Raw genomic sequence first — 14,265 nt, forward strand, 5'->3', positions numbered from 1 at the left:
GTGTCAACGTCTCCAACTCACGTCGTAATTCGTTTGTCTCGTTCATCCCATCATCCAGAGATACATTTCGGCTGGTGTATAGGCGCTTTGGCGACAAACTCGGATGAAACGACTCCACTAGTCGAAAAGAGACGACTCGAACATGGTAGACGGGAACAGGCTTATCATGACACCTCTCAACTGTTTTGACCGTCCGAGGTTCGATTACGTGTCTCTATCTACTGCTGATCGGCGATTCGACGGGACCTTAGTCACGACACCGTTCGGCGCGGATAACGTCGAACGGACAGCGCGGGAGGAATACCGAACGCTCCTCGACGAACACGATTCTGAGGATGTGCTCGTCGTCACGGGTGCGCCGACGAGTACCGACACGTTCCAGGGGGCGTTAGGTGCGGAGCTTCCGGGCGCGGCGACACCGTACGTAACGTCGCTTGTGGTGCATGCGACGGATGTCCTCAATCAGACCGATGACCGCGTCATCCTTTCTGACGCGCTGCGACGTGAACTCCTCCACCGGTTCCTGGAAGATTACGAGTGGGAAACGGAGTACCTCCAGCGGGCGTCTGCGCAGCCGTCGTTCATCGAGGACGTGGATGCGGTGATGGGTACGATCTCTTGGCAAATGACCACGCCAGACGAGACACCGGAGCTCCGAGACATCACGGCTGCGCTTGACGCGTTCCACGAGTGGCTCGCCGAGCACGACCACATGGAGCGCGGGCAACTGATTTCCGACGCACTTGATGTCCTCTCTGGGGATGCACGCGAGGATGTCGTGGATTTCGAGGCGGTGCTGGCAGTCGAGTTCGAGGAGTTCTTTCTCCTCGACCGCGCATACCTCGACGCGCTCGCCGGGGACGGTGACCTGGTCTGTATCGCGGAAGAGAACGCGAGTGTGCGACGGACGTGGGTCGAGCCGGGGCCGGTGACGGAGTACGTGTCGTTCAGTGAGTCCCGGCGCGGGGTGTCGGTGACGCCGTCGTCGCGGCCAGCGGCCACGGCAGCCTACTTCGCTGAAGCAACAGTACCGGAAGACCCGGAATCAGGGTCGGTGTCCGTCCTTGCGACGGCTGCCAGTGACGAGCAACTCGCCGAGGTAGCGAACGAGATCGAGGAGCTTGTCGGGCAGCGGGACTGGGGGTACGACGACGTCGCCGTGGCCACGAAGCAAAGTGGGGGGACGGTGACGGACGCGATCGAGGCGCTTGAACGCGCAGGAGTGCCAGCGGAATCGACGACTGTGACGGGGTTCGGTGACGACCCGGCGATCCGGGAGCTCCTTGCTGTCGTTCGATATCTCGCAGCCGACGAGGAGGATGAGGCTGTAGTGTCGGATCGCGGGCCGGAGCTTGATCCGGAGCGTGTTGCCCGTGCTGGCGAGAGGGACAGCTTGGAGGATGCGGTTCGGTGGTGGGCGACGGATTCGGGGTTGAAGGCTCGGATCGCAGAGCGTGCGTCGCCGTTAGATGCTCGTGCACAGTTTGGGAATGTGCGGCGGGCGTTCCGCATGGCGGCGTTCCTTGAAGATACTGAGTTCGTGGACGCGTCGTGGGCGTCGTACCGGGAGATGCTGGAACGCGCTCACGAGTACGCGCCTCAGCAGAACCAGACGAGCGCGACGGATTTCGACGGCGGTGTCCGGATCGATCACTTGCAAGCGATCAAGAACGAGTCGTTCCGCGCGGTGTTTCTCGTGAATCTCGTGGACAGTGAGTACCCGGGCGACGCGTTCCTGACGCGGTTGTTCCCCACAGAGCGGGTCGCGTCGATGCCGGACTACCCCGGTGTGACGGACCTTGAGGCAGCGGATGTGGATGCGACGTTCCCGACGACGTCCACAGCTTCGAGCCGGCCGTTCGCACGGTATCACACGGAGCACGCGCGGCGTCGCCTCGCAATCGGGGCTGGTGCGGCGACAGAGCGACTGTACTGTTGCCTGTACGAGTATGAGGACACGGCGCTCGAAGAGCGTGCGCAGGCGTCGCGGTTCCTCACGGCCGCATACGACGACGTGCCGTGGGTGACAGACGCCGATGATCCGGCGATTACGAGCGAGCAAGCAGCGGAGGAGTATCTACTGTCACGGGTCGATGACGCACTGGCAGAGGTGCGGCGCGCGAACAGTCAGGACGTGACGGTGTCGCTTGACGAGGTGGAGGGAGAGCTCGGAGAGATCCAAGCGTTGCTGGATGCGAGTGGGGAGCGGGGTGACGCGCTTCGAAAGGCGTTGCGTGCGCGTGTTGAACTGGCGAACGGGGAGGTGCGGCGATGAGCGGGCGAGCCTTGTCCCCGTCGCGGTTGGCGACGTACGCGGCGTGCCCGCGGCAGTACGAGTACGGGTACGTCCAGGACGTGAACACGCCGGACCGGACAGAACTGTACTTGAACCAAGGATCGATGTACCACGAAGTGATTGAGGACGTCTGCGAGGCGACATCGCCTGAAGATGCAGCAGAGACGATTCATGCGCGGGCGATGGAGACGTTCACGGCGAAGTGGGACGAGCACACGGTCCGGGAAGATTACGAGTCCACCGCGCATAGGGAGTACCAGCGCCGGGAGAACCGAGCAGCAATCGAGGCGTTCTTCGCACCGGACGGTGGTGACGGGATCGAACACGCACGTCGATCCGTTGCGACTGAGTGCTGGGTCGAGTGTGAGCGCGACGGGCGGGCACTGCACGGGAAAGCTGACAACGTCATCCGAACCGACGACGGGCTCCACGTGTTCGACTACAAACGGAATACGCGGGGCGTCATCTCCTCTGGGACCGCCGAGTACCTCGCCGATCACCGCGACGGCGACGCGCACGAGCCGAAACGCGTGCGGAACGCGTTCCAGACGGCGACGTACGTCGAGGGCGTGAAGAACGAACCGTTCTACGAGGAGGGGATGGAGGTCCGGTTCAGTTTCTACGGCCTGCTCAACAGCACGTCGTTCGAAAGCACTTCCACTGGGTACGAGGTGTCTGCCCGCGGGTATCCGCGGGAAACCACGGGAATCTACGAAGAGCACTACGACACGATTTGGGCACTCATCCGCGAGGCTCACGACGGGATTACTGGCGAGGCGTTCGAGCCTGCCCCGTTCGACCTGATCAACGAGGAAGCATGCCCGGACTGCGACTACCGAGAGATGTGCGCTGACCGCCTGTCCACGGAGGTGCAGCGATGAGCGGCGACACCGAGTACCCGTCGTGGTACCCGGAACCGAAGGAAGACGTCTCCCCGGAACCCCAACAGCAGGCGATCATCGACGCCGATGCGTATCCGATGCGCGTACTGGCTGGCGCAGGGACGGGGAAGACGTTCACGATGGTGCGGAAAATCGAGCACCTCATCGACGAGGAAGGCGTCTCTCCGGATCGGATTCTTGCGTTGACGTTCACGAACAACGCGGCGGACTCGATGCGAGAGAAACTCAACGCGAAACTCGGCGCGGCCGGGTACGACATCGACGCGTACACGTACCACTCCATCTGTAACGAGATCCTCACCGACTACGCGTACGAAGCCGGTATCGACCCGGACTTCGAGGTCGCCACCGACGCCGAGAAGTACGCCATCGTGCTGGATGTGCTGGACGACATCGAGTACCGGGCTGTGAAACCCAACGTGTACGGCGGTGACGGGTACGCGTCCGGCGCGGCGTCGAAGCTGCTGAACTTCATCGGGTCGATGAAACGCAGCGGCATCACGCCCGAGGACATCGATGCGTTCCTCGGGCCTGCTGACCGCGTGCACGACCTCGCCGACCTCCCGGAGCGTGTCAAGTCGATTGCCAGCGACCATCTAAATGGCCGGTCCGTGTCCAGCGTGCTGGATTCGCTCCCAGACGCGCGTGCCGACCTCGTCGCCGAACGCGACGCGCTCGGGACGGACGGTATTGAGGCCAGTGTACGCGACTTCCTCGACCGGCTCGTCAAGCTTTGCGACGCACTCGAAGCGGCATTCGAAGCACACCAGTCCGGTGATCGGGAACTGCCGGACAACGCGTACAAACTCCCGAAGTACTTGCTCGGCGGGTACGCAAGTGGTGCGCCGACAGGTATCCCAGGTGATCTCAACCTCGAACTCACCGATCATCTCGACTCGTTCGTCTCGGACTGCCTCACCGCGCGTGACCTGACGGCTGGATACGCGGCGTACGAGCGTGAACTCGATGAGCGGAACCTGATAGACTTCGATGGCCTCGTCGTTGAGACGGCCGCACTGATGGATTCGCCGGTCGGCGAGGAGATCGCTGACCGGTGGGATTACGTGTTCTGTGACGAGTTCCAGGACACAGATCGGCTGCAGTTCGACCTCGTCACGTCGCTAGTCACCGACGACAACCTGTTCGTCGTTGGTGACGATGACCAGGCGATCTACGAGTGGCGCGGCGCGCACGTCGCCAACATCACCGACGAACTCGACCGGGCCTTCGACGCGCTGTCCGACGAACCCTTAGAGGAGAACTTCCGCTCCCGACAGCCGATCCTCGACCTGGCGAACGAAGCAATACAGAAACTCGACCACCGCGAACGCCACAAGACACTGAAACGCGTCGATGAACCTGCGTACGACGGGGACACCGTTGCTACCGTGGAACTGCCGGAGGAAGACGACGCGGATGGTGCGTCTCAACTTCGCACTGTCGTGCAGAACCTGTTGAGCGGTGCAGCAGACAACCTTGACCAGGCGTACGATCCGGGCGATATCGCGTTACTCGTTCGGAAGAACGACCACGCGACGCCGGTCATTGAGGAATTCGAGGATGCCGGAATCCCGTATCAGGTTGCTGGTGATCTGGCCACGGAATCAGTTGGGGTCGGAACCGTCACCGCTTACCTGAAGGCGCTCGCACGACTCGACGACGAAGTCAGTTGGAACCGCGTCCTCTTGATGCGGTACCGACTGTGCGACGCCGATCTCCGCAGCCTCAACGCGGGCGACGAGCCACTCGTGGATACACTGCGGGAGACGCCGCTCGACGAGTTTGAAGAACCTGACCGTGTCGCCGAGGCCCGCGAACACGTGACGGAACTCCTCGAACTTCGGAACTCGGCATCACTCAGCCACTTGTACCGCGAACTTTCGGACATCACGAACATTGAGTGGTACCTGACCGAGCAGGAACGCCGTGACCTCGCCCAGCTGGAGGACGTCATCGAACAGTACGGGGACAGTACGGTCCAACCGCCGCTCACCCCGGAGTTCATCGACTCGCTCGAACACTACGACTCACTGTTCGACGAGAGCGGCTCCTCCCCGACGAGCCAGCCGGATGTCGCCGACGACGCGGTCAACGTCACGACCATCCACAAGAGCAAGGGCCTGGATTTCCCGGTCGTCCTCATCCCGCAGATCACGGCCGACGAGTGGGCACCGAGTTCACGCACCTACGACGCGTTCGAAACGAGCCTGTCCGACGGGCCGGAGACGGCGTTCGCCGACGACTTCGTCGAGCGTGACGCGCGTGAAACCCGGCGCGTGTTCCACGTCGGAATCACTCGCGCGGAAGATGTCCTCGTCCTCCAGGGCGGTTCCGATGACGACGACGATGCTGCGGACGTGCACCCGATTTCAGAGGCCGTCGATGAGGTTCTGCCACCTCGGATCCCGTGGCAGCCAGCGCGCGGGCAGCTCCCGCTCTGGACTGATGTGCAGGAGTGTCTCCCGGATGACGCCGGAGACTGGACTGATACGCTGGCGAGTGAGACTGTCGGGCACATTGGCGGGAGCATCAATCACGAGGGGGAAGAACTCGCGGTTGAGCAGGCACGCGACCGCGTGGTCGATCTCGCAACAGCCACCCTGAACGGCGACCTCTCTCCGAGTACCGAGTTGGAGACACTTCAGGTTTCGTCGTTGACCGGACCGTCGGCACCGTCGCCGTCGCTCTCACACAGCTACACGTCACTGGCAGCCTACGAAGAATGCCCGCGCAGTCACTATCTGGACTACGTGGTCAACGCGTTCCCCGATCACCGGGAGGCCACGAGTGATGCGGGAAGCGGGGTGTCTCAACGTGAGATCGGCGTGCTGTTCCACGACACTGCAGAACAAGCTGGGAAGCAGGGCGTGGACCAGCAGGAGGGGTGGGACGAGATTTGCGAGCGGCTCGCCAGTCAGCGCCGAGCTGAAGACGCGCTCCCGGCGGCGAAACAGTGTATCGACCGGTACTTCGAGTTAGACCTCCCTGATTACGATATCATCGACGCAGAGCGAGAGTTCGAACTCGACATCGACGGGCACGAACTCGTCGGGTACATCGACGCCGTGTATCGAACGCCGGACGACGAGCTTCTCGTCATCGACTACAAGGCGACCGAACGGCACCGCGACTTGGAGGACGATAAGCAACTCCCGATCTACCTGTTAGCGTGCCGTGACCTGTACGACGAGCCCGTTCGACGGGCGGGGTACGCCTACGTCGGCGATATCGGACCGAAGGTTGAGACGCGAACGTTCAACGCCGACGAGCTAGAAGCGGTTAGGGACGACGTGACGGCGTCGATGAACGAGATCAGAGAGTTTTCGTTCGATCAGTATACCGACGGCGAGCATTGTCGGTGGTGCCATCATAACCAACTCGACTGCGCACCGGATTCGTTCAGGGTTGCTCCTTGGTTCGAGGAGTAAGCAGTATCATCGTTCTCCCTCTCTTTTTTGACTACAACGATACCCAGATATGGTAGTCAAAAATTGGGTATTCCAGAATACCCTAATCTGATCTACCTTATCGACGCTGTTATTGGGGTGGACCCGGACTGTAGGCGTATGGACGGATTCGTCGACCGCGATGCGGACGTTGCGGCCCTTCAAAAACGGTACGACTCCGACGAGGCCTCACTAATCACCGTCTGGGGCCGCCGGCGTGTGGGGAAGACGGAGTTAGTCGAACACTCCATTCGTGATCGGGACGACGTCGTCTACTATCAAGCCACGGAGACGACCAAGCAGATGCAACTCGATGACTTCGTGGCGGAGGCGGCGAGAGCTTTTCCGGGTATCGAGCGGATCCGCCGCGAGTGGGAGGATGTCCTCGGTTATCTCATCGAGCAGGACGCGCTGATCGTCCTCGACGAATTCCCATTCCTGATTGAGAGTGACGAGAGCCTCCCTTCGGTCGTCCAACGACTGTGGGATCACGAGGTTGAGGGCACGAGTGCCACGCTGGTGCTTGTCGGATCATCGATCAGCATGATGAAAGAGAAGGTGATGAGTGGCGGAAGCCCGCTTCACGGCCGGTTCGACATGCGCCTCCAGCTGGAAGAACTGCCGTTCGACGCCGCCACGGAGTTCTTCCCCGACTACGGCCCTGAGGAGACGGTGCTAACGTGGGGCGTTTTCGGCGGGACACCACACTACCTGCAGGCCGTCGACGACGACCGACCACTGGAGGAGAACATCCGGGATGCCATCCTCTCGAAACGTGGGTTCCTCCACGACGAACCCGAGTACGTACTGCGAACGGAGTTAGAGAATCCGAACCGCTATTTCTCGATCCTGAAGGCGATCGCCGCTGGGAACGCGGCCTCGAACGAGATCGCACAGACGGCCGGCATCGACTCGGATCAGATTAGCCATTACCTGAAGAATCTGCAGGACTTGGAGATCGTCGACCGGAAAGTACCGGTGACCGAGAATCCGGCACAATCGCGGCGCGGGCAGTACGTGTTGCAGGACGCGCTGTTCCGGTTCTGGTTCCGATTCGTCTATGGACAGGGCGACAAGTACGACCGGGCGGGCACCGACGCCTACGATGAACTGATCGAACCACACCTCGCAGACGCAATCAGTCCGAAGTTCGAGGAACTGTGCCGAACCGCCGTGTATGACCTCTATGACGGGTATACGTTCGAGCGAGTCGGCAGCTGGTGGTATCAGGAGCAGGAGGTTGACGTGGTCGGACTGACGAGCGACGCGACGATGGTCGCCGGCGAATGCAAGTTCACCAGCCAGCCGATGGGGTACGACGTGTTGAACGATCTCGAAAGCGACGTCGAGGATATCCGCTGGACGCCACATGGCGGAAGCGATGTCGCCTACGAGTTCTGCTTGTTCTCGCGGAGCGGCTTCACCCAGAGCCTGATTGAGGCTGCGGAGGAACGGGCCGACCTCCGCCTGTTCTCGATCGAGGACATCGTCAGCGCGTTCTGATTCCCGATGTCGCTGTCGACGGTTTCTCACGCTTTTCTGAGGACACCGATCCCGACCATAGGGAACGTATATACGATGGAGGGCCAACAAGTGAAACTGTCAGAATGCCTGTGCTGGACGAGCTCTCCGGGTTCGAGTTCGAGGACGTCATCGAGGACGTCTTCCGGAATCTCGGGTACGAGAACGTCCGGCAAGCTGAACGGACGGCTGACGAGGGGCGTGACATCCTCATGGAGGAGATCGTCGACGGTCAGCGTCGCGGGATCGTCGTCGAGTGTAAGCACACGGGGACGGTCGGCCGGCCGGTCGTGCAGAAACTGCACTCGGCGATTGCGACGTTCGAGTTCGATGGGCCGAAACGCGGCATGGTGGTGACGACTGGCCGGTTCACGAATCCGGCTATTGAATATGCTGAGCGGCTGCATCGGAACGACGACCCGTACCCGATCGAACTCATCGACGGTGCGGACCTTCGTGAGATCGCCGACGAAATCGGGCTTGACCTCTACAACGGCCGGATCGAAATCTTGTGCGACGAGACGCTCCGGGCGTACGATCCGGCAACGTCTGTGACTGCGCCGGTCGAGGAAGCGTTCCAAGACATCGAAAACATCGACTCATCAGAGCTTCCCACGCCGTACTCGGAAGTCACATTCCGGCCAGTCGTGGCGGTGACAGCGGACACGAACGCTGTCTTCGAGACTTCGGTCGGCGTGATTCACCGGGTCAACGACCGGTCACGGTTCGTCGTGCATGCTGACCGCGGGCAGCCACGAACAACCTCTGAGGACGTCTCGAATCTCGTGTTGGAGAACCTCCACACGACTGTTGACCTCGATACGGATCAGTTCGAGAGCGTGTTCGATCGCGTTGAGGAGCGACGGTACGGGCAAACGCAGACTGAGTACAAAGAGTGGGCTGTCGAACGGCTCCAGGATCACCACACGACGACGGTGTCCTATACGGGGGATAACAACGTCACGTACACGAAAACCTGCGAACCGAACCGCTCTGATATCTCGGTCCAGTCCATCGAACCGGTGTACGTGCCACAAGTCCGGCACACGACGGACCTTCAGTCGTACTCGTATCCCTACGAGTATTTCGCGGCAGGGCCATCACGCGTAACACGTGACGACGGGATCCATCAGTGTGTTCACTGTGACACAGCAGGCTCCAAGAATACCTACACGTACTGTGGGAACTGCGGCAGCATCAACTGTGACTCCCACGTCAAAACCGAGCGGCTGGAAGAAACTCCGGTCTGCACGGGGTGCGCGGTAACCGAGCGCTTTGCGTTCAAAACGAAGTACTTCTACGATGAGACGAATCGGGATGCGTTCCGGGAACAGTACGAGGCCATGCCGTTCTACGAGAAAGCGATGGAGAACACGCCACTGGCTGTCGGCGCGGTAGTGTTCGTCGTCATTGTACTGCTCGGTTTCTTTGCCGCTGCTGGGGGAATCTGATCATACTGTAGAGTCGGTTTCGGCGGTTTAGACTGGCTCGGAACACGTCGCCGATGGAAAACCCGCGGGTTGTGAGAGTGACCCTGGGTGTAACCCCAAGTTCTTGCGGGCGGTGGTGCGCCCGTGCCGGCCGCACAGGTGTATGCGCGGCCAGTCGGGAACATGGCCGTCAAGTAACATTATTTTTTCGGGGCAGTGGGCACTGTGATCGAATGATTCCTCACAAACTCACCGTGGTTCGTGTACCTGAGCGTTTCGAGGAAGAAATTCCCCTGAAACGCCGGATTTCGGCGTCGGGACTTTACATAGCTTTATAATGATCCTCAAGGAACCGTACATATGCACGAGATCGTTGACAGGAAGAAAGCTCTGCGTACCACGGGAGGTGATCCGTGATGGCGGCAAAGAGCGATGATGAGTGGTGCTCCGTGGATTCGCTTCCGGCGAGACCGCTGCTTGTCGCGGAGCTGCCGGAGGTCGCATCGGCGTTCAACGGCGACACGGCGATGTGGGTAGAGATCAATACCGTCGAGACGAAACGTGAGTTCGGGCTTCCCGATCACGGTGAGGAACTCGTCATCAACTTCGTCGTCCTCACCGACGACGATGCCTACCAGTTCCGTTTCGACGAGGACCACTGGGTCATGGCGGGCCCGATTCAGAGCGCGTCGAGCCTCTCGACGGTCGGATCCGCCTCCGACAGAAAGTGGATCGGCTTCGACCACCTGCAGGAGCTGGTCCGATCCGCCACGGCTGTCGATGAAACGATCCCTGTCGAGACTGAGGAGTATCGGTCCACGTCACGGGGGGATCGGACTGAGTTACTGCCCGCACACTTCGCCACGCTAGGCGACCTGGTTCGTCTGAAGACATGTGCCAAGCAAGCCTACGGCGGTGCAGTCACTGTCTGGGCCGAGACGGGACTGCTGCAGTTCTACAAGGCACATGCCGATATCGCTGATCTCGGCGCAGCGCGCGTGCGATGTATCGCTGTCGAGACGGAGGACGCGTACTACCGGTTCGAGTTCGACGTGGTCGAGCAAACGTGGCGGGTTCTCGGCCCGATCGATCCTGCGGAGTGGGCGTACGAACCACCCCGTGGCAGTGAGTTCGTCGCCGTGGAGGAGCTCGGCGTCGATGACGCGGACAACATGTACTGGTGGCCGACTTCGCTGCCGGCACCGGAGGTGACCGTGTCGATCGCCGACCTGAACCCGTACTCGACGCTCCACATGTGCCCGCAAGAGAAGCGATCGATACTGGAAGCGCTTGATGAACGGCTCGATGATCTGGGTGACAATCATTCGGAGGATGACCCGAGGTACGAGTCGGTAGCGGATCTCCGAGCGACTGTTCAACAGGCGTCGTTGACGCTCCGCCTCTCTGTCGAGGAGCACGACCGACTCGTGAGGGAACTTCGATGGTCATCGGCAGAAGCGTCGCTGCGACGACTCCGGAATGCCGAACCGGAGTGTACTGTCGGGTGTGCCGAGAGCGGGTACCAGCGAATCCAAATCGACGATGGCGATGTCTACACGGTCTGTAACGACTGTAAAGCGGCGATAGTCGGCCCGGGCGATTCTGTCCCGGTGCTTCGACAGCTCGACCCGCGGATCACGGCCGAACACGACGTCACGATCGAGTGGCCGGAAACCGAGCAGCTCGATCCCACGCAACAGGCCGGGCTCGACGATTTCTGTTAGCCCCGAGAGGAAGCGGGTTCGCCGACACAACTAAACAGGTGTACACACAACGTCTGTACAAAGATGAGTACCAAGCGAGTGAACTTCCGGCTTCCTGAGGAGCTGGTCACGCAGGCTGACATCGCTGCAGAGGTAACACACAAGAACCGGACAGAGGTGCTGATCGAGGCGCTCCAGCAGTATCTCGAAGAGAAAGAGTCCGAAGAGAGCTTCCGGGAAGCGGTTATCGAACTGTACCTCGACGACCAGATCGACTTCGAGAACCTCGTCGACGTGATCGGCCGACAGGACGCTGAGGCGGTCCGATCGTCGAAGAACGTCTTGGACCGTGGCGAAGAGCTGGCCGACGACCTCGCCGATCTCTGATGCTCGTTGTCGATACGAGCGCGCTCATCTCGCTGGCAGTCGGCGATGCGCTCGATCCTGTTCTTGCGGAGTACGACGTGATAACGACCCAGACAGTCTGGGAGGAACTCGAAGCTACCGCCGACTACGACGACCGGCACGGGGACGGAGCAGCAACGGTTCTCGGCAGCGAGGACGCGTTCAGTATCGTCGAAACACAGGCCGAAGCGTTTGAGACTAGCCGCATTGATGCTGGTGAGGCAAGTTGCGTCGCGGCGACGCGAACCCGGGACACACCGTTTCTCGTCACTGACGACTATCGGGCGCTCCCCGAGCTTCAAGAATTGGTGGACGCCGAAGTCGTGTTGTCCCCTATCGTGCTCCGAGCGCTTGTCAAGCGAGGGACGTGGTCCGAACAACGAGCGCAAACTGCCTTTGAGAAGATCGCAGAGGGACGTGACTGGCTCGGTGCGCCGATCTATCGGTACGCACGACAGCTCTTCGAAGATTGACGGTCGGGATCTCTTCGTCGAACAGTGGGCGACACCTGTTGACTCGCTCGTGAGTTGTTGAGGTTTGGCGCGGCAACTTTGCAATTTTTTAAGTGGTTTCTTGACTATCGCCCGTATGAAGCAGTTCCGACATGAGCATGCGCGACTCGTGAAAGTACGGCTCACCAGGAGTATTTTCTACCAAGCAGGCTGTTCAACTGCCCCCCAGGGGGTGGACGGCGATGCCTGAGGACCGGCGTCCTATCGACGCGACCGGGATCACGGACAGCGACACGGCTGGGCGCGTCGGCGGCGTCCACGTGCTGGGAGTTCTGCACAGCACTCCCCTCGCAATCGCTCGGATAACCGGGGCGATCACGCGGTACGGGCCTGATGTCGTCGCCGTCGAATCGTGTGCCGAGGCAATTGAGCAGTACCACCCGGATGTGCAGGACGCACGGTGGCCGCCTCGTGACGAAGTCGAGGCTGCGGCGCACATCACGGACCGCTGGTACGACCTGTTGCTCGCCGGGATCGACACACGAGAGTACGAGAGCACGGCGGACTTCGCAGAAATCGACGTTGAGGCGTTCACCGAGCTCGGGTACCTTGACTCGCCGGAGGAGTTGACGCGCGCTACGTACCGCGAACTGGATCTCCCGGCGATTCGCCGGTGGCGGGAGATAACGGAACAACGCGTCCCGGACCAGTTCCAGACCGTGATTGCTGAGCGCGACGCCGTGATGGCTGGTCACCTGCACGCGCTCGCGGAGCAAGACGAGGCTGACACGATCGTCGCCGCAGTCGGTGTCCAACATCTGACTGGGGTGCTCGACCTGCTGCGCGACCCGGCGAGTATCCCTGATGACCTCATCGAGAACCCGCCGGTGGTCGATTATCAGTTGTTCCCTCGGGACTCGCCGTACTCTAGCGCCTCATCAACACAGCCGGGCGGGATTCGATAAGCTTCGCAGCGGAACCGATTTTCGACCTCGTTTGACGACCGCGAGTAAGCGCAGATCGACTGCCACCCAAGTATTATGTGTTCTGAGTGATATTCAAATGTAGGCGAATCGCATGACATCGGCGACCCCCGTTCCGGAGCGTGATGAAATCAACACGGCCGCGGAGGGGCTCCTTTATAAGGAACGTACCGCCGTCTGCCAAATGTTGATCGTCACGCAGAAGGATGGGCGCTGCAGGATTTGAACCCGCGACAGCTTGGTCCGAAGCCAAGTACTCTGTCCAGGCTGAGCTAAGCGCCCGACACGCCTTCGTACTGCGGACCCACAGTTAAGTCACTCGGTTCGGTCCGGCGTTCGCCCGCCGGCGTCGGCGTCGTCGGCGCCCCAAACCATCCACCAATCACAAAGAATAATAACGCCTCAAAGCATCGTCTAACCATCCGATGACTCCTGGGCAGATTGGGTACCGCGTCACCGTTGGATCTACCCGCTGTCCGCTCTCCGCCGCCTAATGTACGATCTCCAGCCACATCTCGACGCGACCGTCGAGCCCGGGACCAACATCCTGCTCACGGGGCCGCCGCTCTCGGGCAAGCGGGCGCTCTGTCTCGATCTGCTGGCTGCGGGGACCGAGACCGGCGAGGGGTCGATCATCGTAACCACGAAGGACAGTGGCGACCTGATGCTGGAGCGGTTCGCCGAGCGGACGAGCTACGAGAGCCGCCCGGTCGCCGTCGTCGACTGTGTCACGAAACAACAGGGCGACGACGTGCCCGATCGCAATCGCGTCAAGTACGCCTCCTCGCCCGTGGACATGACCGGGATCGGGATCCAGCTCTCGGAGTTCCTGCAGGCGTTCTACCAGGACCGGAACATCACCCACAACCGCGTGATGCTCCACTCGCTGACGACGCTGCTGATGTACTCGGACCTCCAGACCGTGTTCCGCTTCCTCCACGTGTTCACCGGTCGCGTCCAGAGCGTCGACGGGCTCGGGCTCTACTGCATCGACGAGACGGCCCACGACCAGCAGACGCTCAACACGCTCAAACAGCTGTTCGACGGCGTCGTCGAAGTGCACGAGGATGAGGAGCCGGTGATCCACCTCGCGGACGCCTGAGCCGACCACCTTTCACTGTGGAGCC

General features: G+C 61.0%; 10 protein-coding genes and 1 tRNA gene. 10 read left to right on the forward strand and 1 reads right to left on the reverse strand.

What is annotated here, in order from left to right:
- The first annotated feature begins 166 nt into the window (after positions 1–166).
- The 9 genes from BN1959_RS07955 (at position 167) to BN1959_RS07995 (ending at position 13,120) form a co-directional block, all read left to right on the forward strand.
- Positions 167–2,275, forward strand: a complete 2,109-nt coding sequence (locus tag BN1959_RS07955) for a DNA helicase UvrD (protein ID WP_394325251.1) — start codon at positions 167–169, stop codon at positions 2,273–2,275.
- Positions 2,272–3,177: a RecB family exonuclease gene (locus BN1959_RS07960; RefSeq protein WP_053948149.1), complete on the forward strand. Its 906-nt coding sequence runs from the start codon at positions 2,272–2,274 to the stop codon at positions 3,175–3,177. Before BN1959_RS07955 ends, BN1959_RS07960 begins: the two co-directional genes overlap by 4 nt.
- On the forward strand, positions 3,174–6,626 hold the full coding sequence (locus tag BN1959_RS07965; RefSeq protein WP_053948150.1) for an ATP-dependent helicase: 3,453 nt from the start codon (positions 3,174–3,176) through the stop codon (positions 6,624–6,626). Before BN1959_RS07960 ends, BN1959_RS07965 begins: the two co-directional genes overlap by 4 nt.
- A gap of 138 nt (positions 6,627–6,764) precedes the next feature.
- A complete protein-coding gene (locus tag BN1959_RS07970; RefSeq protein WP_053948151.1) occupies positions 6,765–8,147 on the forward strand; it encodes an ATP-binding protein in 1,383 nt (460 codons plus the stop codon).
- 104 nt (positions 8,148–8,251) lie between these two features.
- Positions 8,252–9,616, forward strand: coding sequence for a restriction endonuclease (locus BN1959_RS07975; RefSeq protein ID WP_053948152.1), 1,365 nt, complete (start codon positions 8,252–8,254; stop codon positions 9,614–9,616).
- A gap of 395 nt (positions 9,617–10,011) precedes the next feature.
- Positions 10,012–11,319 carry a hypothetical protein gene (locus tag BN1959_RS07980; protein WP_154018249.1) on the forward strand — a complete coding sequence of 436 codons (1,308 nt, stop codon included), beginning with the start codon at positions 10,012–10,014 and terminating at the stop codon, positions 11,317–11,319.
- A 63-nt stretch (positions 11,320–11,382) separates the two neighbouring features.
- Positions 11,383–11,685 carry a hypothetical protein gene (locus BN1959_RS07985; RefSeq protein ID WP_053948154.1) on the forward strand — a complete coding sequence of 101 codons (303 nt, stop codon included), beginning with the start codon at positions 11,383–11,385 and terminating at the stop codon, positions 11,683–11,685.
- Positions 11,685–12,176, forward strand: a complete 492-nt coding sequence (locus BN1959_RS07990; RefSeq protein ID WP_053948155.1) for a hypothetical protein — start codon at positions 11,685–11,687, stop codon at positions 12,174–12,176. The genes BN1959_RS07985 and BN1959_RS07990 overlap by 1 nt, the downstream gene beginning before the upstream one ends.
- Before the next feature lie 221 nt (positions 12,177–12,397).
- Positions 12,398–13,120 (forward strand): TraB/GumN family protein, encoded by a 723-nt coding sequence (locus BN1959_RS07995; protein ID WP_053948156.1) that lies wholly within the window; start codon positions 12,398–12,400, stop codon positions 13,118–13,120.
- 225 nt (positions 13,121–13,345) lie between these two features.
- Here the strand turns inward: BN1959_RS07995 and BN1959_RS08000 are convergent.
- Positions 13,346–13,420: transfer RNA gene (locus BN1959_RS08000), tRNA-Arg, on the reverse strand.
- Between the two features lie 211 nt (positions 13,421–13,631).
- Between BN1959_RS08000 and BN1959_RS08005 the strand changes: the two genes are divergently transcribed.
- A complete protein-coding gene (locus tag BN1959_RS08005; protein WP_053948157.1) occupies positions 13,632–14,240 on the forward strand; it encodes an RAD55 family ATPase in 609 nt (202 codons plus the stop codon).
- The last annotated feature ends 25 nt before the right edge of the window (positions 14,241–14,265 follow it).

It is taken from the genome of Halolamina sediminis (genome assembly GCF_001282785.1).
Taxonomy (GTDB): domain Archaea; phylum Halobacteriota; class Halobacteria; order Halobacteriales; family Haloferacaceae; genus Halolamina; species Halolamina sediminis.